Here is a 25,356-nt window from a genome sequence, read left to right on the forward strand (position 1 = left end):
AGGCAGAAACCTAAATTAAAACAGAGAATAACATTGATGTAGGGCAATACCAATGTGAAAAGGGCTAGAGCAATGCGGCGCTTTAATTAAAGCGCCGCATCTTCATGCCAGAGATTGGAAACTTCTGTTAGCGGATAACCAGATAAAGTGCGGAGTTACCCCGTTTAACATTCAGGGCAATAACGCCGGTCGACTCCTCCAGTGCATTCCGGAATTCAGCGACGGTGGTTACACGATTGCGATTAACACCAACAATCACATCGTCCTGCTGCAAGCCAATTCGGGCAGCCGGGCTGTTACGTTCCAGTTCAGCAACTTTTACCCCGCCATTACCGGCATTGTCTTCGCCGTTAGCCAGAGTGGCACCTTCCAGTGCCGGGTGAATTTGCGAAGCGGTAACTTCAGCCTGAGTGGCGTCATCCAATACCACATCTACATCCATGCTTTTGCCCTTGCGAAGAATGGTCAGACTGACCTCTGCACCTGCACCCATACTGGCGATTTTTGCACGCAGCTCCTGGAAGCCACTCAGTTCGCGGCCGTTCACAGCCGTGATAATGTCACCAGCCTGCAGCCCCGCTTTTTCAGCCGCAGAATCGGGTTGTACTTCACTGACAAAAGCACCAATATTGACGTCGGCATTCATGGCTTCAGCCAGTCCGGCATCAACGTCGCTGCCTAAAATGCCCAATAATCCGCGACGCACTTCACCGAATTCGGCAATCTGGTCTACCAGGCTTTTCATCATGTTGCTGGGAATGGCAAAACCAATGCCAACGTTTCCTCCATTGGGGCCGAAAATGGCGGTATTGATACCGACCAGTTCACCCTTGAGGTTGACCAGAGCGCCACCGGAGTTACCCCGGTTAATTGCCGCATCGGTTTGAATGAAATCTTCGTAGCCACCAATATTAAGGCCTGATCTGCCCAGCGCACTAACGATGCCTGAAGTGACTGTCTGGGATAGTCCAAAGGGGTTGCCGATAGCAACCACAAAGTCTCCCACCCGGAGTTTATCTGAGTCAGCGATGGGTAGAAAAGCGAGATTGTCCGGGTCAATTTTCAACAACGCGATATCACTTTGCTCGTCGGCGCCCAGTTTTTTGGCTTTAAACTCCCGGCCATCGGTCAGCTTAACGGTAATTTCGTCTGCGTTATCAACAACGTGGTTATTGGTCACCACGTAACCCTTGTCCGCATCGATAATGACACCCGAGCCCAGCCCTCTGAAAGGGCGTTCCTGCAACTGTTCCTGTGGCCCGCCAAAAAAGTAGCGGAACATCTCAGGGACTTGCTGGCGTGAAGTCTGGGTGCCCTGTACGGAAATACTGACAACCGCAGGGGTAGCTTCTTCCAGCATGGGAGCAAGGGAGGGAACTTCTTCCTTGTCACTGCCAAAAAAAGGTAAAGCTGCACTGGCGTTGAGAGTGAGCCCCAACGAACTTACGGCAATACCGGAAATCAACAGAATCTGACGAAAAGACTTATTCATATACGCTTACACTCCTCATGTTCATTGCGCTATGTGTTCGTTCACTGACAGACTGAATGTGGTTGTAAAAAGTTCCTCTACTGGTCTTTTTCTGCGGTGGAATTACCAGTAGCGCCGATAAACAACCCTGAACCACTACCAGCAAAATCTCTTGGCTGGGCTCCGGTGACTTTTGAAAGCTTGGACTTTTCATCACCTTTGAGGTTATTTCTCAGATACGCAGAGGCGTGTTCGCCGTAAAACGGTACTCTTGGAACATCTTCATCCAGATTTTGATTCAGCAGTACCTCATATTCTTCGACCTGTTGCCGAAGATTCTGGCAGTGCCGTTCAATTTCTTCGACGACTTGCTTGGACTGAAATATGTGATGCTCAGCTTGTTGAGCCATCAGTTCCTTGATGTTTTTCTCAGCCAGTTTGGTGGCAGTAACGGAATCGTCACGTGTATAAAGGTAGCGAGCGACGAAAAATCCGATGATCAGGCCGACGACTAACAGGGCGAGAGGAATCAATACATCCATTGGGGTCTCCATTTATACCTACAGGTTGCTTGGCTGACTATAGCAATTCCGTTTCGGATTTGCGCTGCTTCTTTTGGGCAATGATAGATTGGTTAAGTCACTACCGCACTTTATTTAGCCTGCGGTCATCGCGTACTTACAAATCATAATTTACACCGATAGCCAGTGGCTGAATAACATTCCTCATACCAAAGAGACTGGTACTCTGGTCAATTTGAATCAAACACGGCACAATGTCTGACAATACGGAGAACACCTGCCAGATTTGAGTGAAAGTGCAGTCTGTCAGTCATCAACCACTGTGGTTGAAAAGTGTGGGCGCTGTGTAAATTTTTCAAGCCAGTTCAATGGCAAATTCTAATTATTTCAATGTTCATCCACAGGAATCTGGAGCAGTGACGTCGATGACGCCTTGGGAAAAATATCAACTGGACCTCGAAAGTGCAGATTTTCATTATGATGCGGCGCAGGAGAATGCGGTAAAGGAATTACAGCGGCTGTACGAGGATTTGTGCAGGCCTTCAACTGAGTTGAACTGGCGCAACCGGCTGCAACAGTTTCTGGGGCGCACCGCTGAAAGAAAAGACATTCAGGGTATCTACTTCTACGGTGGTGTGGGGCGGGGCAAAACTTATCTGGTGGATACGTTCTTTGAATGCTTGCCGTTTGAAAACAAGATGCGTGTGCATTTTCATCGTTTTATGTACCGGATCCACGATGAGTTAAAGCAACTCAAAAATGCCCAGGACCCGCTCAAAATAGTTGCCGCAAAGCTGGCCCGGGAAACACGGGTTATATGCTTTGATGAGTTCTTTGTCTCCGATATTACCGATGCCATGATACTCGGAACCTTGATGGAGGAACTGTTCGCCAGGGGGATTGTTCTGGTTGCTACATCAAATATTGTTCCCGATGAGTTGTATAAAAACGGTTTGCAAAGAGCCCGGTTTTTGCCCGCTATTACCCTTATCAACCAGCATACAAGAGTGATCAACGTCGACAGTGGTATCGATTATCGCCTCAGGACACTGGAGCAGGCTGAGATATACCATTTCCCGCTTGATGAAACCGCAACTGTGAATCTGAATGCCTACTTTACTCAACTGGCACCGGAAGCTGGCACCGAGCGGGAAACGATTGAAGTCAATCATCGGCCCATAGAAACCCTGCGCAATGCTGACGGTGTACTGATGATAGATTTTGCTGCGCTTTGTGAGGGGCCCCGTAGCCAGAGCGACTACATTGAAATTAGTCGGCTTTACCATTCGGTGTTGCTGGCGAATGTAAAAAGCATGGGCCATCACAATGATGACGTTGCCAGGCGTTTTATCGCCATGGTTGACGAGTTTTATGAGCGCCATGTGAAACTGATTATTTCAGCAGCGGTGCCTCTTGCAGAGTTGTACTCTGACGGCCGGCTCAGTTTTGAGTTCAAGCGCTGTCTGAGCCGGCTTAAAGAAATGCAGTCACATGACTATCTGGCCACGGAGCATCTGCCGTAGGCGGGTTATTTGTGAATTCATAGTGACCTTTCCCATCAGACTGTTCAGATGGCCTTAAAGTGGGTAGAATCCGGCATAATTTTACCCTTGGTTTTTTCAGCCGGGGCGAGCGAAAGTCGAATTAAGAGTAATAAAATATGGGTAGAGCATTTGAAGTAAGAAAGGCCGCCATGGCGAAAACCGCAGGCGCCAAAACCAAAGTGTATTCCAAGTACGGCAAGGAAATATACGTCTGTGCCAAAAACGGAGGCACGGATCCCGATACCAATCTGTCCTTGCGCCGTTTGATGGACAAGGCAAAGAAAGACCAGGTACCTGGCCATGTCATTGAAAAAGCGATAGATAAGGCTGCAGGAGGCGCAGGTGAAGATTTTGTTCCGGCGCGCTATGAAGGGTTTGGGCCCGGCAACTGTATGGTTATTGTGGATTGTCTGACAGACAACAACAATCGCACTATCACAGATGTACGTAATTGCTTTACCAAAACCGGGGCAAAAATCGGAGCTCCCGGTGCGGTCTCTCACATGTTCGATCATCAGGCGGTGTTTGTATTTGCCGGTGATGATGAAGATGCGGTACTCGAAGTATTGATGGAGGCCGATGCAGACGTAACTGAAGTGGAGTGTGAAGACGGCAGGATCACGGTTTATGCTCCACACACAGAGTTTTATAATGTGAAAACTGCTTTGGCAGATGCGTATCCTGATATTCAGTTTGAGGCGGAAGAGATCAGTTTTATTCCACAAACTGAAACTGAAATCAGTGAAGATGATCTGCCCATGTTCGAAAAATTCATGGACATGCTAAACGATTGCGATGATGTGCAGGACGTTTATCATAACGCTATTGTGCCCAACTAACGTGTGACAGAATGTGATTAGGGCCTGTTGATCTTTGCTGTTCGAAATTTGTTCTCTCTGAGTGGTTTCAGGGCAAGGCGAGAGCCATGAAGCTTAGTCAGCTAAGTAAATGGCGAACAACGCAGTCATGGAAGCACTCAGAGTGAACCCGAAGGGCAGCACTTGTCGCGCTTTTCTGCTGCGTTAGTGATTGTTCATGCAGATGACTACACTTCACAGCCTCTGCCTTGCATAAATGCACGACAATTTGCTGCAAAAGTGAACAGCAAAGATCGACAGGCCCTAGGTACGCCAGCAATTGTTGCTGGCGTATTTTTTTGCGGCGGCGTACAATGCGCCGCGGAGTTGGCCAGGCAATCGCTGCTCTCAGTTTTGAGGGGAGAGGAAAGTCCGGGCTCCAAAGGGCAGGGTGCCAGATAACTTCTGGGCGGCGCGAGCCGACGACCAGTGCAGCAGAGAGTAGACCGCCTAAGCGCATTAGCGCCGGTAAGGGTGAAAGGGTGCGGTAAGAGCGCACCGCGCGCCTGGCAACAGGTTGTGGCACGGTAAACTCCACCCGGAGCAAGACCAAGTAGGATCCCATAACGTGTGGCCCGCATGGGGATCGGGTAGGTTGCTTGAGCCAGTGAGTGATTGCTGGCCTAGAGGAATGATTGCCCGCGACAGAACCCGGCTTATCGGCCAACTCCACCCTCTTTATATTTTCCGCATACGAAGCCCCACAGTTCGTGTAATTGCCGTCAAATAGTCCAAAATCATAATAAAGCCTGATACCAATGCGAATCAAAATTTGGAAGGGCTCCTCCCTGCATGGACACAAGCATCTGTCGTGATGTACGTTTAATCGGCTGATTAAAAACTACCCAATTTGGGGCAGTTGAAATTATCAAAGTACAATATTAGTGCAAAAAAACATCGCCCATTGTCGAAAAATACTACTTTTTGGCTAGCAAATGACCTAATATCTATGTCTGTTGCACTGATTCGGTCACCCTCGTCCAGTCAGTCCTGTTGCAGGGCCATCCGTCCGTAAGGAGTATGGCCTAGTCGCGGCTTGAAACAGCGTTTTTGGCTCACCAATTAACGAACGGTAAACTCATTGGTTTGATATCGTTGATTGCGCAATCAAATCTGAGCCACTGCGTGATTGAGGTGGCGGTAACCAGAGCGTTGCAAGGTATGTTCATCCTACCTGAAAATGACATAAATCGATGATATTAAGTAGTATTTTTGGCGTGTTGGAGAGCTTGCAAGGATATCTGAAGTATGGGCTTTTGCATTTGGAAATGAATGTATGAGCTTATCATCTGTTGTGAGCTTCCTGATTGCGGTTAATATAAATTACATAATTGACGTGTAATCTGGGTAACCGTAAACCGAGCCAGAGAATTAGTAAGGAGTTGAATAAGAAGTATAAATTGCATTTGAGGAGTTTGGTCTGATTCAGACATACCTCAGAAGCATTTTTAAAAGTGCTGCGCAGTTTGGATTGGAACTTGCATTAGATTTACCAAGCAGTAAAAACGTGATCTCAGTATTGGTTTTTTACAGAACAAGGATGTGTGCTTATGGGTAAGGGATTTGTAAGGAATAACATCAATCAGTTTGCCATTGTTTATAGGGTCGTTGATTTACTCTGCATTCAAATGGCATTACTAATGGCTGGAATTATTGTTGGCGGAACTAGCCTTAACGTGCATTATTCCCTGTTGGGATTAATCGCCTCAATCGCTTATTTGTTGTCAGCCGAATTATTTTGGCTTTATCGTTCATGGCGCATAGGCACTCTGAAGGAGATCCTGTTCTATACAACACTGAGTTGGATAGTGGGCATCCTGGCAATTTTGAGTTTTCTGTTTCTTACCAAGTCACTGGATAACTTTTCCCGAGGCATCCTGATGGTTTGGTTTATGTCAACCGGCGCGGCGCTGTGCCTTTGGCGTTTGGCATTCCGCTATTTTCTGTATCAGGTGCGCATGCTTGGATTTAACTCCCGTACAGTTGGAGTTATCGGGATGAATGATACAGCACTGGCGCTACTGCATGAGATTAACAGAAGCCCGGAAACCGGTCTGAAATTATTCGGTATTTACGATGATCGCAGCCCCGATCGCATTGTTACTCCAGGTGATGTGCACATTGCGGGAAAAATCGAAGATGCGATCACTGCTGTGAACGAAGGGAAGCTAGACCAAATTTTTATATCCTTACCCACTACTGCAACAAGACGGATAGAGCAAATATTACACCGTCTGGCTGACACCACAGCGGACGTACATTTCGTACCCAACTTCTTTGTATACAACTTGGTTCACTCCAGAATCTGTAACGTTGGTGAGCTTCAGACAATCAGTGTTTTTGACACCCCTATGCGTGGTGCCACTGTTGCCATCAAGCGAGCCGAGGACATTATTCTCAGTTTGATTATTCTGGCGTTAATTGCATTACCGATGCTATGTATTGCATTGGCAGTAAAGCTTACCTCCAGGGGGCCGGTAATTTTCAAGCAAACCCGTTATGGTGTAGACGGTAAGCGGATTAAAGTGTGGAAGTTTCGCACCATGAACGTTACGGAGGATGGCGCAGAGGTTAAACAAGCTTCGGCTTCAGACAGCCGGGTGACGAAAGTCGGAGGCTTTTTGCGAAGGACCTCGCTCGATGAGTTGCCTCAGTTTATCAACGTGTTGCAGGGCAGTATGTCCGTAGTTGGGCCGCGTCCGCACGCCGTAGCTCACAATGAGGCGTACAGGAAAAAAGTCAGCTACTACATGCTTCGTCACAAAATTAAGCCTGGCATTACCGGCTGGGCCCAGGTTAATGGCTGGCGCGGCGAAACTGATACCGTGGATAAAATGCAAATGCGGGTGCAGTACGATTTGGATTACATCAGAAACTGGTCACTTTGGCTGGATTTTAAAATCGTACTATTTACTTTTGTGAAAGGTTTTGTTGGTAAAAATGTTTATTGAATAAGAAAGGAAATGAACAATTATTTAATAAAATGTTATCTGCATGCGTTATTTTTTGTGGGTAAAAATTATTAAATTGTATGGATTTTTTCTTTGATTGAATTTCGATAATTATACTTGACTTTCATTTGAGGCAATTGCAATAGTAATCCTAGTTTAGGTTTAAGAAGTGAGTGCCAGTTTTTCTTTTTTATTTTTGCTGTTCGTTTTTTCAGGGAGAAAATTGTACGAACTGACGAAATGATAGCTGGCACGTTTTTTATTATTTAAAGGCTCTATAAGATGCAGTTCCCATGAGTGCAATGCAGTTCGCACTCACCGGTGATTTAGGGATGAAGTGAAACAAGGGAAGAAATTAATGTTTTTTCCAAAAAGTTGTTTGGTGAAATTTTTAGAAAGATATTTCACCGACAAAAGGGATGTTGCATTATGAAAATTTTGATTTACTCGCTGAATCACAAACCAGAAAAAACTGGTATCGGCAAATACAACGGAGAACTTGCCGAAAATTTAGTGAAGAAAGGTATCGAAACGGAAGTTTTGTGTGCGCCGCCGTATTATCCTGAATGGACAGTCAGTTCACCTTACTCAACCAAACGTTACACTACAGAACTTCTGGATGGTGCCAAGGTGTATCGTTGCCCTGTTTACGTTCCTAAACAGCCATCTACCATAAAACGCCTTCTGCATTTGGGGTCCTTCGCATTTTGCTCGGCCTTAAAGTTGCTGACTCTGTTTAAGAAAAAATACGATTTTATTTTTTTGGTTCAACCTACCTTTTTCTGTGCCCCATTTGCATTGCTCTTCTGCAAGTTAACTGGTACCAAGCTTGTAATGCACATCCAGGACTACGAGTTGGATGCGATGCTGGGGCTGGGAATGGCTGGTGACGGAACTCTGGCGAAGCTGCTGCGCAAAGTCGAATCCTGGTTCCTGAAACGAATGGATGTAGTGTCATCCATCTCTTTCAGTATGCTGGAGCGCGCCAAACAAAAAGGGGTCCCTGAAGACCGTTTAGTCTTTTTCCCAAATTGGTCTGATATTAATTTTGTGTCTCCTCAAACTCCCTCGCAGGAATTTCGCGAACGTATTGGCATTGAGCCCTCGGAAAAGATCGTACTTTACGCTGGCAATATGGGTAAAAAGCAAGGTCTGGAGATTATTCTTGATGCCGCCAAGGAGTTTTCAGATGATGAAAAGGTGCGTTTTTTACTGGTGGGGGCTGGTGCACAGGCTCAGGAGCTCAAGGAAACTACAAAACAATTGGGCCTGACTAATGTTTCCTATTTGCCACTTCAGGCCTGGGAAGACGTGCCCGCCATGCTTGCTATGGCGGATGTGCATCTTGTTATCCAGAAAAAAGGGGCCGCCGATGCGGTCTTGCCGTCCAAACTGACCAATATTCTAGCCGCCGGGGGGAATTCCATTGTTACGGCTGAGGCTGGCACCGAGTTGGGAATCATTCATGAAAAAAATCCAGGAATCTATACCCTGGTTGAGCCCGAAAACCCAGAAGCTTTCATTCTTGCCTTAAGGGAAAATCTTGAACTGGTATCAAATGCGCACAATGAAGTGGCCAGAACCTACGCTGAGAATAATCTCGATAAGCACGCAATTATAGAAAGTTTTATTTTTGACGTGAAATACAAACTGGATTTGTTGGATGACGATGAATCCGGGTTAAACACTCGCAAACTTGAATCTTTAATTTAAAACGAACACACAGAAGCTTTGGAAACATACTATGAAAAAAGCACTAATTACCGGTGTAACCGGGCAAGATGGATCATATTTGGCTGAATTTCTGCTGGAAAAAGGCTACGAAGTGCATGGAATTAAACGTCGTGCTTCGTTATTTAATACTGAACGGGTTGATCACATTTATGAAGACCCGCACAACGAAAATCCAAAGTTTCATCTGCACTATGGTGATCTGACTGATACATCGAACCTGACGCGTATTCTTCAGGAAGTACAGCCCGATGAGGTATATAACCTTGGGGCACAATCTCACGTTGCGGTTTCTTTCGAAGCTCCTGAGTATACGGCTGACGTAGATGCTATAGGTACATTGCGCTTGCTTGAAGCCATTCGCTTTTTGGGATTGGATAAAAAAACACGTTTTTACCAGGCTTCCACTTCTGAACTTTACGGTTTGGTGCAGGAAATTCCGCAAAAAGAAACCACGCCATTTTACCCTCGTTCACCCTACGCCGTAGCAAAAATGTACGCGTACTGGATCACGGTTAATTACCGCGAATCTTACGGAATGTATGCATGTAACGGGATCCTGTTTAACCATGAGTCTCCGCGCCGTGGTGAGACCTTCGTTACCCGTAAAATTACCAGGGGGATTTCAAACATTGCCCAAGGCCTTGAGAAATGCCTTTACCTGGGAAATATGGACGCATTGAGGGATTGGGGTCATGCGAAAGATTATGTCCGCATGCAATGGATGATGTTGCAGCAGGAACAGCCGGAAGACTTCGTAATTGCAACAGGTAATCAGATTTCGGTTCGAGAGTTTGTAAAAATGTCCGCACATAATGCAGGCATTATTTTGGAGTTTAGTGGCTCAGGAGAGTCTGAAATCGCTACTGTTGTGGAGGTTGTTGGTGACAATTCTCCCGGTGTTTCAGTTGGTGACGTGATAGTCAAGGTCGATCCGCGGTATTTCCGACCTGCCGAAGTTGAAACGTTATTGGGTGACCCTTCCAATGCAAAAGCGAAGCTGGGTTGGGTACCTGAGATTTCCGTTGAGGAAATGTGTAAAGAGATGGTTGAAGAAGACCTGGGTAAAGCGAAGCGACTGGCCTTGTTGCGCAGAAACGGATACAGCATTCCTGTCGCGAAAGAGTAATCATAAAGGATTGAACCGGGATGTTAGAACGTTTTGCCATTTTAGTGGCATTGTCTTTTAGTTCTATTGTTGCACAGGGAAGTGGCGCAGCTGAAGGGCTGCGCTTTGAAAACGGTGCACTACTCAACGGGGCTTTGGAAGGGGGGCTTGGTCATGAATCAAATATCTCCCTGAGTGATGAAGACCAGATCAGTTCCTGGTTTTGGCAAGTCAGCCCTGAGTTTGAGTTGCTGCTCAGTCCCAGTAATTTCACACATGTATTCAAAGGGAGTAGCCAGATAAGGCAGTACATGAACTCCCACGAAGATGATTTTGAGGACCTGAAAATTATTTATACCGGCAGGTGGGAGCCCAACAGCCAGCACCGCAGTCGGGCTGTTATTTCGATAGTTAAAGGGCACCAAAAAAGGGGAGACGGATTCACACAGGATTTAAGTCAACCGCTGGAGGAGGTCATCCAGACAGATGATAAAACTCTGACACTTGCGCATGAATACGGCAGGCTGGTGGCGAAAGGGCGAATAGGCGGGGAGTTAAGTTATGCAGACCGGGATTTTTCGAATTTGCATGATTTCACCGATCAGTTTGCTTTTGAACAATACGGCGCTGGAGGCTGGTTTTATTACCGGGTGGGTCAACAAACTAACCTTACCGTAGATGTTGCATACGACACTTATGATTACAAGTTGGACGAAGATGTACCCCGAGATTCCGACTCTGTAAAACTTCTGCTTGGGGCTGTATGGGAGGGCCTGAGTAAAACTACCGGCCAGTTTAAGTTGGGTGTCGAAAGAAAGATGTTCGGAAGTGCTGCGCGCAATGATTATACCGGTCTTACGTTTGACGTAGGGGCTACATGGAAACCAAAAACCTACTCTGAATTTGCATTGGACATGAACCGTGCAATCAGTGAGGCGCGCTTAACCGGAGATCCCATCGTAAAGACCATGATGACAGTTAACTGGATGCATACCTGGTCAGAATATATGTCCAGTGGCGCCCGGTATCAGTTAAGAATTGACGATGAGCAAGGAACACGAAATCGACGGGATGAGCGTCACCTGATTGGTGTTAACGTGAGTCGTAGCTTGGCGAAATCTGTGCTTGTGACCGGTGAAATTGCCTGGGTGTCCAACCACTCCAATTTGCCCGGTTTTGATTATACCAATGCCCTGGTTTCAATTGGATTGAGAGTAAACTTATGACAAGAAATACATTAGTAATATTACTGCTTAGCTTTGCCGGACTTGTTTGTGCGCAGGATACCGAAAGCTATCTGATTGGAACAGGAGATCGGATCGAAATCTTGGTACACGGGGAAGATGATTTATCGTTTGAAACGACCATTGGCATTGAGGGCACCATCCTCTACCCCTTTTTGGGAGAGTTAATGATTGCAGGGCGGACCACTAATGAGGTGCGTGGGATTATCACTCAGGGGTTAAAGGGGGACTACCTTGATGCGCCCAGTGTGAATGTATCAATCATTGAATACCGGCCATTTTTTATTCTCGGCGAGGTCAAAAGCCCCAAAAGCTATTCCTACCGCCCCGGTCTAACGGTAGATCAGGCGATAGCGATGGCCGGAGGGCTTTCGGAGCGAGCGAGCTCGGAAGCCATCGAATTGAAAAGAACAATTGATGGTGAGGTCAAGGTATTTAAAAAGGTTTCTCTGAACTATCTAGTGAAACCCGGCGATACCATCACAGTATCAGAAAGCTTTTTCTAAAGCGTTCTTTAACTGATTTTGGGATAAGGAGTTAAGATGGACGCAGAACGCAAAAGAATGGAAAGTCAGGGCGAGATAGATCTTTCCGTTTATATACAGCCATTAATGGAATACAAATGGCGCATTATAGCCGCAGCATTAATTGCAACGGGAATCGCTGCAGCTTTGTTGACCAAGGTAATACCAGAATTTAAGGCAGAGGCAACGCTACTAATAGAGACGGAAGAGAATAAAGCGGTTTCCATTGGGGATTTTTATGCCGTTGATAGCAGTCGTCAGGAATATTTGCTGACTCAATTTGAAATTCTAAAGTCGGAACAGTTGGCTGAGCAGGTGATGGACGAATTCAATCTGCAGACCAAACCCGAGTTTAATCCCGCTTTGATTGCCGAGAAAAGCTTCCTAGAAAAATTGTTTATTGATCTGTTTGGAAAGGAAAAAGTTTCAAACCAACCCTCTCAAGAAAAACTGGATTATGAAGCCAGGCAGATAACCTTGGACAATTTCAGATCAAAAATTAAAGTCAGCCCGCTTACGGGAACTCAACTGGTAACTATCTCAGTTGAATCGCAAGATCCGGAATTGGCAGCGCAACTTGCGAATGCACTGGGAGATGCATACATTGAAAGTCATCTTGAAGCTCGTATAGGAATGACCAACAAAGCTTTAGACTGGTTGAAGGAGCGCAGTGAACGGGTGGCAAGCGAACTCCAGCAGGCAGAACTGGCGTTACAGAAGTTTAAAAACGACGAACAGATTGTCGATATGGAAGACGGTTTTCAGACCATGAATTCCAGTACTATTCAGAATCTCAATCGCAGCTTGTTGGAGGTCCGAAATACAAGGATAGAACTCGAGGCTTTGATTTCCCAACTGGATAGTGCGCTGACTTCAGATTTTGACCTCAGAACAATCAACAAGTTAAATGAGAGTATCGCGGTTCAAGATTTGATAAAAGCCGAGCGAGTTGCAGAAAGCAGACTTATAGAGTTGGACCAACGATATGGGCCAAAGCACCCAAAAATGATTGCAGCAGAAGCGGATTTAAAGCAAACAAGAGCCAAGCTTGAATCCCAGTTAAGCAAAGAGGTAAATGAATTAAACAATCAGTTGAAAGCGCTAAAAACCAGGGAGTCACAACTGGAGCGCGATCTTGGGGAAGCCGAAGGGCAATACCTGTTAACGGGCCAAAAAGAGGGGGAATACCGCAGGCTTCAGGCCAATGTTGAGCGTATTTCTGAGCTTAATAATTTAATGGCAACCCGTTTCAAGGAAATGGACATCACCCGGGATTTCAACGCAGCCAATGCCCGTTTTACCGACCCCGCCAAAGTGCCAATTAAACCGGTTAAACCCAACAAGAAACTGATTTTAGGGTTGACGTTTTTCTTAACCACTTTGATTGGCTGCATTTTTACACTTACGCTGCGTTTCATGAACAACACGGTTCGCACTGCAACTGATGTTGAGGATGAACTCAGTCAGCGGTTGCTCGGTGTTATCCCAGGCTTAAAGTCAGAAAAAAACAAACCTATCCCTTTATATACCTATTTTGATCAAACCAAACACAGCTTCAGTGAAGCGGTAAAATCACTGCGTACCAGTTACTTGCTCACTTACTTAAATCAGCCTAATACCAGTACGCTGATTACATCTGCTGCGCCGGGAGAAGGAAAATCAACGGTGGCGTTGAATTTTGCCTTTTCGTTGTCGCAAATGGGCAAGGTGCTCTTGATTGATGCGGATATGCGGCGCCCGTCTATTGCAAAACGCATGTCGCTGCCGGGTTATCAACCGGGGCTTTCCAACGTGCTCTCAGGCAGTCATACCCTGTCGCAATGCATTATTACCGATGCGAAAAGCGGCGTAGATTTGCTGCCTGCCGGCCAGGTTTCTCCAGACGCACTCGAGTTGATTTCATCCAGTTCCTTTGCAGAGCTGCTGGAAAAACTAAAAGGGCAGTACAGCAGGATTATCATTGATTCTCCCCCTTGCCAGGCTGTCAGTGATGCGTTGGTGCTTGCAAAGTACGCGGATTCGACCCTGTTTGTCGTGAAGTCTGCAGCCACAGGTAAAGAGGCAGTGAAAAGTGCGCTGGGCAAGCTAGCATTTGTGGGCGCAAAAATTGATGGGGTAGTGATGAATTCGGTGGATATGACGGCTTTTTCCGGTCAGTACAGCGAGTTTTATGGGTACTTGGATTATGCCTCTGAAAAGGAAGCAAAGGCTTCGTAATTGTGTGGGCTGCACGGCCAAAAATTTCTGGCTGAGCGAGAACATGATAAATGGTCTGTTTTTACGTTTTTAACCTGGGCAGACCGCAGCCAACGGTATGGATTAGTTAAGTTAGCCCAAAAGGGAGCGACGGAGTCTGATATGAAAAATGTGTTTATAGCGGGCCACAATGGAATGGTTGGTTCTGCCATCCATCGAATACTGGCAAAGCGGCAGGATGTAAAAGTAGTGACCTGTAGCCGACAGGAACTTAATTTGCTCAGCCAGCAATCAGTGAATAATTTCTTTAAAACCAATCAGCTGGATGAAGTTTACCTGTGCGCTGCAAAAGTTGGAGGAATTCACGCAAATAATCAGTATCCCGCTGAATTTATCTACGAAAACCTCATGATGGAAGCAAACATCATTCATGCTGCACACACACATGATGTTCAACGTCTTCTTTTTCTTGGGTCTTCCTGTATTTACCCCAAAATGGCTGAACAGCCAATAACGGAAACATCGCTTCTAACTGGCAAACTGGAAGAAACCAACGAACCTTATGCAATCGCAAAGATCGCAGGTATTAAGCTGTGCGAAAGTTATAACAGGCAATATGGCAGAGACTACCGGTCTGTTATGCCAACAAACCTGTATGGACCCAATGATAATTTTCATCCGGAAAATTCACACGTCATTCCCGCACTCATTCGTAGGTTCCATGAAGCCAAGTTAAGCAACGAAAAAACGGTCAAGGCCTGGGGTACCGGTAAGCCCATGCGCGAATTTCTGCACGTTGATGACATGGCCCAAGCGAGTGTTTATGTGCTCGAACTGGAATCGGAAATATACAACCTGCACACAGAACCAATGACCAGTCATGTGAACGTGGGAAGCGGGGTTGATTGCACAATCCGCGAATTGGTTGAAACCGTTGCGGAAGTGATTGGTTACCAAGGGGAGATTGTTTGGGACACCAGTAAACCTGATGGCACTCCAAGAAAACTAATGGACGTTTCAAAATTAGAAAAGTTGGGATGGAAAGCAAAGATCACTCTTAAAGAGGGCCTCAGCGAAACCTATCAATGGTTTTTGAGTAATACCGAAACAATTCGTAAGTAAGTACTGTCTTCGCAGGGAGTAACGAGATTTTGTTATGTTGATGTTGGTGGATTTACCTAAACCAGTTCATGGTCTTTCGAATATCAATAAGAAAATGGTAGAGGTATTGAAGACAAGAAGTGTTGATACAAAAGTTATCAATACAGCACCTTCTTACGCGAGTAAATATCACAACCACTGGCAATGGCCGATAATTAAGATATTTCACACTTTGCTGTGTTATGTGCGTTGTTTATGGAATTTACTCTTCGGTAAACATCGCTATGTATATCGCTCAATCAATGGTGGAACGGGCCAGATTTACGATCTGGCTTATCTTGGCATGGCCCGCCTTTTGGGGCGCAGTATTCTTATTCACCATCATTCATTCAACTACCTGAATAAACACTCCGGGTTATTTCGCTTCCTTTTAAAAATTGCAGGAAGGAATGTCTCTCACATCGCGTTGGGCAAGCGAATGAAAGAGAAGCTGACGGAGTTGTACGATGTGCCTGATTCGTCCGTTTTTGTGATTTCAAATTTGGCTTTTTCCGAGCTGACTGACTCAGTCTTTGAATACAGTGAAATGAATAATGATGGTGAAGTGAAAATTGGTCACTTGTCGAATTTATGCTTCGAAAAAGGTCTGGATGTATTTTTAGATGCCTGTAAGGGTTTGGAAGACATCGGTTTTCCATACTCGGCCTACGTTGTAGGGCCTTGTACCGATGACAGGAGCAAGGGAAAATTAAATGCTTTCTTAGAGACTTCAAATAATTTGTCTTATTTGGGGCCGTTGTACAGTGATGACAAAGAAAATTATTTGAGGTCGCTGGATTGCTTTGTTTTTCCGACAAAATACCGGAATGAAGCTGAACCACTGGTTTTGTATGAGGCGGCAAGGTACGGATGTTTTCTTATCGGGTCAGACCGGGGATGTATGGCCGATTCCATCAATTCATTGGGTGGAATGGTTTTAAAGCAGGCAGTAACGTATGACGAAGTGGTGACTGCTTTAACCGAAGCATTGAAAAACAATATGTTTTCAAAAGATAAAAGAGAGGAGCGAATCTCTAAATACCGAAGCTTGGTTGCAGAATCGCACAATGCTTTAAACCACCTGATGGAAGAAATTCATGCCAAGTAATTATCAGGATCTGAGCCTGTTCAAAGTGCCCGGTGATTTCAGGGGGCGGTCCGCGTTCATTGTGCAATTGTGGTGGTTCGTAAGCGCTACCCTGTTTAAGTTCTCACCGCAGTTCGCCTATGGTTGGCGAAGAATGCTGTTGAGGATGTTTGGTGCGAAAATAGGTAAAGGGGTTATTGTTCGCCCCACAGCACGTATTACTTACCCCTGGAAGCTTTCTATCGGTGATTTTTCATGGGTAGGTGATCATGTTGAATTGTATACCTTAGGAGAAATTTCCATTGGGCGGAACAGCGTTGTGTCGCAAAGAAGTTACTTGTGCACCGGTAGTCATGACCTGAAGTCTTTGAGTTTTGATATATACCAGCAGCCCATTGTCATTGAGGATGAGGTGTGGATAGCGACTGATGTATTTGTGGCTCCCGGGGTAACGATAGGTACAGGAACAGTGATTGGTGCAAGAAGCTCAATTTTCAAGGATGTACAGGGCGGCGTTATTTATATGGAAAAGCGGGCAGTGGTAACCAAGGCACGAAGCGAGAATGGATGACGGCCCAAAGTTAGCAGATTTCAATAGGAATTTCGTTGGGATTTTTGATTGTAAGTAATGACCGTATTGTGTGTGATAACGGGTAGTCGTATTTGGTATTGGCTATAAAAATTCAATTAGATTGATGGACAGTAGTTTTACATCGGAATCACTCAAAGTTTCAGTTGTTTCCGATAGTAGATATTACAGGTGAAAAAGTTCTTTTAATTAAGGAAATTGGTTTTTCATTCATCTTTCTACTTTATAACGTTGAGATAATTAATGTCGTTAGATAGTCCTAATTCATCCAGTAGTTTTAAGCGGCGCACGTTAATTGGCTTCATTCTAGCGATTCTGACGATGATGGCGACGAAGTTTCTGACCCTTTTGAGCCAATGGATTATCGGTTTCTATCTTGAGCCCCAGGAGTTTGGAGAGTACGGCATCATACTTGGATTGCTCGCCTTCTTTGGAGCTTTTCAGGAACCGGGAATTGGTAGAATTCACACTCAACTCAGAGCCGCCGCTGGCAATATGTGGCGGCGGTCCATAATTGTGAGTGCTTTTCTCGGTGTATTTGGTGCAACTGCAATGTGTCTTGCATCATCATTGATTTATGGCATCGACTCACGAGTCACTCTCATGGCACTGATTGTTGCGCTGGCCTTTCCTGTTTTTGGTCTTGCTAATTTGTTAAAGGCCAAGCTGGAAATTCTGGAGGATTATCGAACCCTTGCCGCCGAGCAGTTTTTGAGAGGTTTTTTAACAAATGTGTTGCTTGTTGCCGCGGTTTTAGTGGGCTTTAGCTCGTATTCTTTCTCTCTTTCACTGACACTCGCAGTGGTCATATCCAGTATGTACATGTTCTATAAAACGAACAGGGTTTCTAATTTGAAAATTGCGTCTATGGATGACTACGAGCCCTACAGTAAAGTGGTTGTGTGGTCGTTAGTTGGTGCCATTCTACTGAGCATGTCCATCAGAAGTGATTACTTTGTACTGAGCCTTACGCTGGATGAATACGCTCTTGGGCTTTATTATTTTGGCTTTATGGTTTCCACAAACGTTGGAATTCTGCTGACTCAGGCGATACGCTCAATTTTAATGCCAGCGTTCAGCTCGATAGGTTCAGACGTAACTAAATCGGAATACTTCTTTAAGTCCTGCAGATATCTCCTGTTTTTTACTTCGTTTTTGTCAGTCGCTGCAATCATCCTGCTACCTTCAGCTATCCACTTTTTATGGCAGGGGCGTTGGGATGAAGCCACTATTATTTGCCAGGTTTTCATTCTCTCGCTTCCGTTGCGATTGCTCACTCCATTGTCTCTGGCCTATCTGGAAAGTATTGGCGAATGGAAAATTCGGGCCGTCAGTCTGGCCATTGACGGCATTTCTCTCATGATTTTTTGCTACGTTGGCGCGGTACTGGGCGGGTTGATAGGCGCTGTGGTCAGTTGCACTGTTCAAAGAGGAATATTCGGCCTGGTGCCATTCTTTATTGCCAATCATATTGCAGAGCGAAAAACTGAACAGGATAAGAGCAGGAAGTTGCACGTTGATTTGCTCCTGTATTATGGATTCATGTTACTTCTGGTTGTGAATTATCAGTTCTTTTATGACGGTAAGGGTATTAGTTCTTACCTGATAGATTCATACCCCCTAATCTTTGGTGTTTTTCTGTTGTTTAGTGTTGTATTCAGTCGTGATCTTTACCGAGATACTTTTAGATCATTTGCAACTCAATTGTCTTTTGGTTTGAGAAAAATAAAGGCTTGATGGTCAGTAAATTGTAATTGGAGCAGCAATGAATAACTCAATGGAAATTGCTGTGTATCTTAATTGTGGTGCCTTATTTAAAACTTGGTTGTGTAAATGAGTATGTATATAAGAAAAGGTGTGCTTGGTTCACTGGTTATCGTGATGGCTTTATGCACGCCAGTGCTCATACTCAGTATGTCAGCTGATAAGGCTGTCTTTGGCTCATTTATTGCCTTGCTAGCATTTTCTTTGTTGACTTTCATCCATCTTGCGCGCGGGAACCGGGATTTTTTGTATAGCGCAGTGCTGTCTTTTTTTTACGTTTTTTTGTTTCTCGCACCGGCTTTACAAGTTTACGCTGATAAATATCCATGGATAGGACGATATTCATCCGATGAAATCAACTACGGATATATCATTACGTTTCTGTCTCTGGTTGGTTTTGGTTTCGGCTATGAACTTAATAAAAAGTTTGGCGAGAGGAAACAATCTGACATTAAGTATGTGCTTTCAAATCGGGGGGCATTTCGATTATACATTGTAGGTTTGGTATGTATATTTGTGGGGATAGCCTTTTTGGGAATGGAGTCTATTATTTCACCCAGAAACATGGCGACAGATTCTGTTTTAGAGTCATTGGAAAGTAGCGCTGTCGCATCCATACTTCAGTCCTTTTTCAGGGTTTCTGGTTTTCTTTGTCTGGTCATATTGATTGTTGATTGGATCTCAAACCGAAAATCATTGAATCAAAGTCAAATTACGCACAGGCTTCTCATGATAGGTTCCCTGTTTCTAATCGTGATGTTTTTTAATAATCCTGTTTCAACAGCCCGGTTCTGGTTTGGTTGTATAGTCCTTTCGTTGTTTCTTATTTATATCGTATATCGCACAAAATATTCGGCCGGATTTTGGTTTTTACTTAACATTGCTATCGTGACTTGTGTTTTTCCATTGATGGATTTGTATAGGAACAGCCTGGAAACCAGTGTAGTCGAAGCAGTTGTAAATCTTGATACATTCAGCGAACTATCCACAAGTCCCGATTTTGATGCCTTTCAGCAACAGTTAAATACCGTCCGCTATACTAATTTGCATGACCATTCGTTTGGTCTGCAAACACTTTCTTCCTTATTATTTTTTGTACCCAGGAATGTCTGGCCATCCAAAGCACAACCTACGGGTAAAGAGTTAGCTAATAAGCTTGGGTATCATTTTGATAATCTTTCTGCGCCCTTATCAGCAGAATTTTATATGGATGGATGGTTGTTTATGGTCGTAGGCGGAATGTTCGCCCTGGGTTTTATATATAGATTCTTTTACAACCGCTTCAGAACCAGCACCGATGTATTTAGTGTCTCCTTTTTTATATTCATGTCCTGTTACCAGATGTACTTTCTTCGGGGAAGCCTGATGGCGGTTATAGGGTATATGGTTGTAGGTATGGCCATTTTATTTTTGATTAGAATGAGCAAAGGGCTCTTCTTTATCCAAAGCAAACATTAAGGCGAACGCTATGAAGCTACTGTACGTTCAACACCTATTGTCTTCGTATCGGTTACCTCTGTTCAACGATATGGCGACCAACAGTGCAGTGGAACTGACGGTATTTGCCAAGCAACCTGATGATGGGATGGGCTATGATGTCAATGATGAGTCAAGCTTTGAGTTCAGATTTATCCCCGCGAACTGGAACGTTTTTGGGCGCGGCCTTCGCTGGTCTTCAGGGTTTCTGAGGTGCTACCGAGAGACCGATTGCATTATCCATTTCGGTGATTATAAATTTTTGACAATATGGGTATGCCTGCTGCTTTCGGTTTTTAACAAAAAGAAATTTTTTCTTCACGGACAGGGAGGGTATAAAAATGACAGGCTCGTTGGGCGGCTGATTTACATCATTTTTGTTGCTTTGTCTGATGGCTATATATGTTACACCGAGTACTCGCGCAAAGCCCTGTTGGGGAAATTACCTTCGTTTCTGCACCGTAAAGTATTTGTGGTTTCCAATACGCTGTATTTCCCCAAAATGCCACTTGAAAACAAAGTGACACATGAAAAATCACGTGAAGGGCAGGAATTGCTCTATTTGGGACGACTCCGAAGATCATGTGGTATTGAGTTCTTACTGGAAGCTGCCACTGAGGCAAAATTGAAGGTTAAGGTGATTGGTGGAGGGGATGAGGAGTACATCAATGCTTTGTCTGAGAAATACAATTCCATTGCCACATTCTATGGCCCTGTATTTGAACTTGAAAAGCAGCGAGAAATCGCCCAGTCTTGTATTGCTGGTGTTTACGGAGGGAATGCGGGTCTGAGTGTTGTTCATTACCTGTACCTGGGGTTGCCAGTAATTGTGCATAGCGATATTGCCAGTCATATGGGGCCCGAACCCAGCTACATTTCTCACGGTTATAATGGCATTCTATTTGAAAAAGATAATCCGGAATCTTTAATAAACGCGTTAATCCAAATTAAATCTGACGACTTGTTGCGGGCTAAATTGTCAGAGAATGCTTTATCAACTTTCACTGCATTGAGTAAGCCAAGCATGGCAGACAAAATGCTGCAGATTGTTGAAGGCACTGCAAGCAATGAACGTGGTCATGCAGTATCCCTGTTGATAGTATTAGCATTTTTGACAACGTTGGTAGCAGACGTTTCGCCTGTGGCCGTTTGACAGCAAGTTAAAAAGTGCCGCCGTTGGTGATCACTGTCAGCACACATTCATTACCTAATAAACGGATACGGGCGAAAGAGTTTGGTGTGTTTTAAATGTGATCTCGGTCAATAAAATTTTGAACAGTGCGATACTCAAAATTTATTGGTGTATTTGATTTTGTGTATTGGGTAGTATAAAAAATGCACTGCCATTAAACTCAGGATGAGTTTATATTTATAAAGGCCTCGGGCATAGGCTGCAAGTCGACACGTGTTTGTAAAACGAATCGGAAGATAAACACCATGTTCCAGCTGTCAGGGAGGATTGCAATTGATATTCGAAGAACGCTCTAGTGCGGTTGAAGTAGATGGTGACCATAATTTACTGAGGGTTGTTTTTGAAAATGTAATCGCCAAGCCAGACCATATTGCCGCATGTGATTCAAAAAAATCCATCACCTATATGCAGCTTTGGCAAAGCTCGCTTGCCTTGGCAAAGGCACTCAAAGGCTGTGGAGTATGTAAAGCCTCATCGGTTGTTGTGTTGTTGGATCACAACGCCGACAGTATCACTTCAATGTTGTCCGTGTTTATGTTGGGGGCTGTTTATGTTCCTCTGGACGTGTTCTCCACACAAAAATCACTTCGGGATATTTTAACCAGGCTGTCTCCATCGGCTGTAATTTGCAGCGACAATCATTCTGATCTCATTGCCAGATTAGACATTCCCGTCGTTACTAAGATTGATTATGCAATATCTTTAGCGGACATCGAGTTACTTGAATACCCGGACGACATAGAGGAGGTTGGGCCCCAGGATCTCTCACATATGTTCTTTACTTCGGGAACGACGGGTGTGAGTAAAGGGGTGGTTTCAACGTACGCCGCGCTGCATCAGTACATCGGATCTGCAATGGCTGAATTTGGGTTCAGCCAACAGGACCGGTTTTTGTCTATTGCCCGGCCTTCTTTCAGCATCAGCCTTTTTGAAATACTGGTACCTGTCGTTGCGGGTGCGGGGGTGCACGTATTGAGCCGGCGGGAAGTTCTGGATTTAAGTCTGCTGAGTAAATCCTTAACCAATGTGACTACGGCCCATATTGGGCCAGGGTTGCTGCGCCTGCTTTTGAAGCATCTCGAGAAGATTGGTCACGTTAATGGGGAGTACGTAAATCTCAGGCATTTGTCGTCGGGTGGAGATGTCGTCCCTCAGGATTTGCTCACCGAGGCCAGTAAGCTGTTCTCCAACGCCGAAGTTTTCATTCTGTATGGTTGTACTGAGATTAACTGCATGGGAACTGTCTACAAATTTATTCCCGGAGGTGAAAGCTGGATTGGACGGGTAGGCAAGCCAATGAAAGGTGTGCAACTGCGATTGCTGGATGATACCGGCGTAGCTGTGGAAAAGGGTGAGGTCGGTTCAGTACACTTTATTTCGGCAGGCTTGGCTAAACAGTATTTTCAGGATTCCGTGCTGACGAAACGCAAATTTCACGTAATGCACGGTGGAGAACGTATTTATGATTCCGGAGATTTGGGCCGGATAACGGAGTCTGGTGATTTGGAGCTTGTAGGGCGTTCGGATTTCCAGGTAAAGGTCCGGGGAATGAGGGTTGAAATTCTCGCCGTTGAAAAGGCCATCCGGGCTTATGATTGTGTTGAAGATTGTATGGTAGTAGGGGAGCCTGAAGACAGTGGCGTGGTGAGCCTAAATGCCTATTTGGTGCTTAATAATTCAATGCCCTTTAACCTGGAAATATTCAGAAACTACTTACGGGCAACATTGAATGACTTCATGATCCCGAACAAAATATACAAAACGCCCAAACTTCCGCTCAATAAAAACTTAAAGCTAGACAGAAGTAAAGTTCCGGAGCAGGCCGAATTTTTAATACCTTGTCGGAAAAATAGCTCCGGAACGGATGAGAAATCCAAATTATTATCCGAAATCTGGCAGGAAGTTTTGGGAACCGAAGCTGTAAACAGCGAAGACAGATTTTTTGATGTAGGCGGAGACTCATTAACCGCAGTATCGATGATTGCCAAGATCATGGATGTTTATAATGTGACTTTAAGTTTTGATGATTTTATTGAGAACCCTTCATTTCAAGTCTTAGTTGATAAACTGGAAGGCATCCCGGCTCTGAAAGGATCCGGCGTTGTTAAACTAAAATCCGGTGATGCTGGTTTGCCACCAGTGATTCTTATTTGTGGGGCGATAATTTACAAAGATCTGGTTGATGCCCTCGATGTGAAAAATGAAGTTTACGTGATTTATTTAGATGAAGAAGTGGATCTGATTCTTTATGGTGATAAGTCGAATTCCTACCGTAAAGCATCCAAATTTGAATATATAGCATCCAGGTACCTGGAAAAAATCGATAATATCAATATTGAAAATGGTTGTTTTTTAGGTGGTCATTCTTTTGGTGGAATATTGGCTCTGGAAATAGCCTCTACGATTGAGATGAGAGGCGTGCGGGTTTATGGGGTATACCTGTTCGACTCATTGATTCCAAACTATTTCAGCCTGCAAGGTCCGATAAGAAAAAGTTTGGCGTATTTGAGGAAAAAGCAATTGCTGATCACCTCCATCATTAAAAACAAGATGTTGAAGATAAAAGATTCAAAAATATCCAATAAAGCGTTGCTTATGGCTCATGTGGATGCGTCTAGCGGATTCAGTTTTCCACAGATTGCTGCAAAAATTGTTTTATTCCGGGCGAAGTCCAGGTGGCTTCTGGACCCCGATGTGAAGGATTTGGGGTGGTCTCCGTATTATCCTGAACTCATCGTTAAAGACGTAGACGGTTGTCATATGGGGATCATGGAATCTGATAATGTTCATCAAATTGCTGGTGACATTATAAATGACTCGAAATTATATCTCCCGAAAATGAAGGACAGATTATGGGAAACCTGACGGAAAAAGTGCATGTTTTGGGATTGTCATTTATCGAATTTTCCGGAAGCGAGCCCGAAAAACTTCGTAAAATATTCGACAAAACAGGCCTTAACGAATTCAGCTGGATGGACGACAGCAATGTAACCTTGCACGTTAACGGTGGTGTGCGCTTTATTTCAAATCCCACTGCCCATCCTCCTCTGCAGCGATTCAGAAATGTTCATGGCAGGGGAGTGAGCGCCATTGCGTTTATGGTTGACGACTCCGAGCACGCCTTTGCTCTGGCACTAAGGAACGGCGCTGAGCGAGCGGAAAGTGCGTTCTATGGGCTTAGGGCCATCAAAGGGGTGGGTGAGTCTTTCATTTATTTTATAGATGCTGAAGAGGAACAAGCATTGCTGAAGCGTTTTTCGTTTTTTCAGCAACTCAAAGGCCAGACGAATTATCTGAAAATAGACCATTTAACTCATAATCTGTTTCCTGGTGGAATTCAAAGATACAAAGATTTTTACAACAGGCTGTTTGGTTTCACGAGTTTGCGAAGCTTTGATATTAACGGGGCAAAAACAGGCTTAATCAGCGAGGTTGTCGCCAATGAATCGCGGACAGTTATCATTCCGCTAAACGAAACTAAAGATGATAAATCGCAGATTGCAGAATATTTGCGGGATTACGGCGGTGAAGGAGTTCAGCATATAGCGTTGCTGTCTGCCAACCTGGAGAAGGTTGTTGAGGAATTGTCCGCCGCAGGCATTGAGTTTCAGGATACGCCGGATACCTATTACGACCTGTTGGATGCCCGCTTGCCCGATCACAAAGAGTCGGTAGAGATTTTGCGTAAGCACCGCATACTGCTCGATGGAGGGGAAAAGCAGGGCGGGGGTTACCTGCTTCAGATTTTCACTAAAAACAGCATTGGGCCGATCTTTTTTGAGTTCATTCAAAGAAAAGGTAACGACGGGTTTGGCGAAGGGAATTTTCAGGCTTTGTTCGAGTCCATTGAACTGGATCAGGAGCGCAGGGGCGTTATTTAGATTTAGGGCAAGTGGTATTTAATTTACAATTTAATGCAAATTTCAATTCGGATAAAGGTGAGTCAGTCAATCTTGACTGA

Annotated in this window: 18 protein-coding genes and 1 other RNA gene; 17 read left to right on the top strand and 2 right to left on the bottom strand. The window is 44.8% G+C overall.

What is annotated here, in order from left to right:
- Window positions 1-127 precede the first annotated feature (127 nt).
- On the bottom strand, window positions 128-1,492 hold the full coding sequence (locus DXV75_RS03920) for a DegQ family serine endoprotease (RefSeq protein ID WP_115592077.1): 1,365 nt from the start codon (window positions 1,490-1,492) through the stop codon (window positions 128-130).
- Between the two features lie 77 nt (window positions 1,493-1,569).
- The gene (locus DXV75_RS03925) at window positions 1,570-2,013 is read right to left on the bottom strand and encodes a ZapG family protein (RefSeq protein WP_115592078.1); all 444 of its coding nucleotides are present in this window, start codon (window positions 2,011-2,013) and stop codon (window positions 1,570-1,572) included.
- Window positions 2,014-2,417: 404 nt separating this feature from the next.
- Here DXV75_RS03925 and zapE point away from each other — a divergent pair, with 404 nt between their 5' ends.
- The 17 genes from zapE to hppD all read left to right on the top strand — a co-directional run bounded on the left by zapE (window position 2,418) and on the right by hppD (window position 25,276).
- Window positions 2,418-3,515 (top strand): cell division protein ZapE, encoded by a 1,098-nt coding sequence (gene zapE / locus DXV75_RS03930; RefSeq protein WP_115592079.1) that lies wholly within the window; start codon window positions 2,418-2,420, stop codon window positions 3,513-3,515.
- A gap of 137 nt (window positions 3,516-3,652) precedes the next feature.
- On the top strand, window positions 3,653-4,375 hold the full coding sequence (locus tag DXV75_RS03935; protein WP_115592080.1) for a YebC/PmpR family DNA-binding transcriptional regulator: 723 nt from the start codon (window positions 3,653-3,655) through the stop codon (window positions 4,373-4,375).
- A gap of 341 nt (window positions 4,376-4,716) precedes the next feature.
- Window positions 4,717-5,068: RNase P RNA component class A (gene rnpB, locus DXV75_RS03940), an RNA gene on the top strand.
- An 875-nt stretch (window positions 5,069-5,943) separates the two neighbouring features.
- Window positions 5,944-7,344 carry an undecaprenyl-phosphate glucose phosphotransferase gene (locus DXV75_RS03945; protein WP_115592081.1) on the top strand — a complete coding sequence of 467 codons (1,401 nt, stop codon included), beginning with the start codon at window positions 5,944-5,946 and terminating at the stop codon, window positions 7,342-7,344.
- A 375-nt stretch (window positions 7,345-7,719) separates the two neighbouring features.
- Window positions 7,720-9,057 carry a WcaI family glycosyltransferase gene (locus DXV75_RS03950; protein WP_245953103.1) on the top strand — a complete coding sequence of 446 codons (1,338 nt, stop codon included), beginning with the start codon at window positions 7,720-7,722 and terminating at the stop codon, window positions 9,055-9,057.
- Between the two features lie 31 nt (window positions 9,058-9,088).
- Window positions 9,089-10,204: a GDP-mannose 4,6-dehydratase gene (gene gmd / locus DXV75_RS03955; protein WP_115592083.1), complete on the top strand. Its 1,116-nt coding sequence runs from the start codon at window positions 9,089-9,091 to the stop codon at window positions 10,202-10,204.
- A gap of 20 nt (window positions 10,205-10,224) precedes the next feature.
- The gene (locus DXV75_RS03960; protein WP_115592084.1) at window positions 10,225-11,409 is read left to right on the top strand and encodes an outer membrane beta-barrel protein; all 1,185 of its coding nucleotides are present in this window, start codon (window positions 10,225-10,227) and stop codon (window positions 11,407-11,409) included.
- Window positions 11,406-11,933, top strand: coding sequence for a polysaccharide biosynthesis/export family protein (locus DXV75_RS03965; RefSeq protein WP_115592085.1), 528 nt, complete (start codon window positions 11,406-11,408; stop codon window positions 11,931-11,933). The genes DXV75_RS03960 and DXV75_RS03965 overlap by 4 nt, the downstream gene beginning before the upstream one ends.
- Window positions 11,934-11,969: 36 nt before the next feature.
- Complete coding sequence (locus DXV75_RS03970) at window positions 11,970-14,168, top strand: GumC family protein (protein WP_115592086.1); 2,199 nt, start codon at window positions 11,970-11,972, stop codon at window positions 14,166-14,168.
- A gap of 141 nt (window positions 14,169-14,309) precedes the next feature.
- Window positions 14,310-15,269, top strand: coding sequence for a GDP-L-fucose synthase (gene fcl, locus DXV75_RS03975; RefSeq protein ID WP_115592189.1), 960 nt, complete (start codon window positions 14,310-14,312; stop codon window positions 15,267-15,269).
- Between the two features lie 34 nt (window positions 15,270-15,303).
- Entirely contained in the window at window positions 15,304-16,395 is a 1,092-nt protein-coding gene (locus DXV75_RS03980; RefSeq protein WP_115592087.1) for a glycosyltransferase family 4 protein, read from the top strand.
- On the top strand, window positions 16,385-16,945 hold the full coding sequence (locus DXV75_RS03985) for a putative colanic acid biosynthesis acetyltransferase (RefSeq protein WP_115592088.1): 561 nt from the start codon (window positions 16,385-16,387) through the stop codon (window positions 16,943-16,945). The genes DXV75_RS03980 and DXV75_RS03985 overlap by 11 nt, the downstream gene beginning before the upstream one ends.
- 261 nt (window positions 16,946-17,206) lie before the next feature.
- Window positions 17,207-18,700, top strand: coding sequence for an oligosaccharide flippase family protein (locus DXV75_RS03990; RefSeq protein WP_115592089.1), 1,494 nt, complete (start codon window positions 17,207-17,209; stop codon window positions 18,698-18,700).
- A gap of 102 nt (window positions 18,701-18,802) precedes the next feature.
- Complete coding sequence (locus tag DXV75_RS03995; protein WP_181898344.1) at window positions 18,803-20,185, top strand: O-antigen polymerase; 1,383 nt, start codon at window positions 18,803-18,805, stop codon at window positions 20,183-20,185.
- 70 nt (window positions 20,186-20,255) lie between these two features.
- Window positions 20,256-21,356: a glycosyltransferase family 4 protein gene (locus DXV75_RS04000; protein WP_181898345.1), complete on the top strand. Its 1,101-nt coding sequence runs from the start codon at window positions 20,256-20,258 to the stop codon at window positions 21,354-21,356.
- Window positions 21,357-21,668: 312 nt separating this feature from the next.
- Complete coding sequence (locus DXV75_RS04005; protein ID WP_181898346.1) at window positions 21,669-24,260, top strand: AMP-binding protein; 2,592 nt, start codon at window positions 21,669-21,671, stop codon at window positions 24,258-24,260.
- The gene (gene hppD / locus DXV75_RS04010) at window positions 24,248-25,276 is read left to right on the top strand and encodes a 4-hydroxyphenylpyruvate dioxygenase (RefSeq protein ID WP_115592093.1); all 1,029 of its coding nucleotides are present in this window, start codon (window positions 24,248-24,250) and stop codon (window positions 25,274-25,276) included. Before DXV75_RS04005 ends, hppD begins: the two co-directional genes overlap by 13 nt.
- Window positions 25,277-25,356 lie beyond the last annotated feature (80 nt).

Origin of the sequence: Alteromonas aestuariivivens (genome assembly GCF_003367475.1) — a bacterium.
GTDB lineage: Bacteria > Pseudomonadota > Gammaproteobacteria > Enterobacterales > Alteromonadaceae > Alteromonas > Alteromonas aestuariivivens.

What these genes read in the sequence shown, in the direction of transcription:
- DXV75_RS03960 (WP_115592084.1), top strand. Translation starts at nt 10,225, where the DNA reads ATGTTAGAACGTTTTGCCATTTTAGTGGCATTGTCTTTTAGTTCTATT.
- DXV75_RS03965 (WP_115592085.1), top strand. Translation starts at nt 11,406, where the DNA reads ATGACAAGAAATACATTAGTAATATTACTGCTTAGCTTTGCCGGACTT.
- DXV75_RS03945 (WP_115592081.1), top strand. Translation starts at nt 5,944, where the DNA reads ATGGGTAAGGGATTTGTAAGGAATAACATCAATCAGTTTGCCATTGTT.
- DXV75_RS03980 (WP_115592087.1), top strand. Translation starts at nt 15,304, where the DNA reads ATGTTGATGTTGGTGGATTTACCTAAACCAGTTCATGGTCTTTCGAAT.
- DXV75_RS03920 (WP_115592077.1), bottom strand. Translation starts at nt 1,492, where the DNA reads ATGAATAAGTCTTTTCGTCAGATTCTGTTGATTTCCGGTATTGCCGTA.
- DXV75_RS03985 (WP_115592088.1), top strand. Translation starts at nt 16,385, where the DNA reads ATGCCAAGTAATTATCAGGATCTGAGCCTGTTCAAAGTGCCCGGTGAT.
- fcl (WP_115592189.1), top strand. Translation starts at nt 14,310, where the DNA reads ATGAAAAATGTGTTTATAGCGGGCCACAATGGAATGGTTGGTTCTGCC.
- DXV75_RS03935 (WP_115592080.1), top strand. Translation starts at nt 3,653, where the DNA reads ATGGGTAGAGCATTTGAAGTAAGAAAGGCCGCCATGGCGAAAACCGCA.
- gmd (WP_115592083.1), top strand. Translation starts at nt 9,089, where the DNA reads ATGAAAAAAGCACTAATTACCGGTGTAACCGGGCAAGATGGATCATAT.
- DXV75_RS03925 (WP_115592078.1), bottom strand. Translation starts at nt 2,013, where the DNA reads ATGGATGTATTGATTCCTCTCGCCCTGTTAGTCGTCGGCCTGATCATC.
- hppD (WP_115592093.1), top strand. Translation starts at nt 24,248, where the DNA reads ATGGGAAACCTGACGGAAAAAGTGCATGTTTTGGGATTGTCATTTATC.
- DXV75_RS03970 (WP_115592086.1), top strand. Translation starts at nt 11,970, where the DNA reads ATGGACGCAGAACGCAAAAGAATGGAAAGTCAGGGCGAGATAGATCTT.
- DXV75_RS04000 (WP_181898345.1), top strand. Translation starts at nt 20,256, where the DNA reads ATGGCGACCAACAGTGCAGTGGAACTGACGGTATTTGCCAAGCAACCT.
- zapE (WP_115592079.1), top strand. Translation starts at nt 2,418, where the DNA reads ATGACGCCTTGGGAAAAATATCAACTGGACCTCGAAAGTGCAGATTTT.
- DXV75_RS03990 (WP_115592089.1), top strand. Translation starts at nt 17,207, where the DNA reads ATGTCGTTAGATAGTCCTAATTCATCCAGTAGTTTTAAGCGGCGCACG.
- DXV75_RS03995 (WP_181898344.1), top strand. Translation starts at nt 18,803, where the DNA reads ATGTATATAAGAAAAGGTGTGCTTGGTTCACTGGTTATCGTGATGGCT.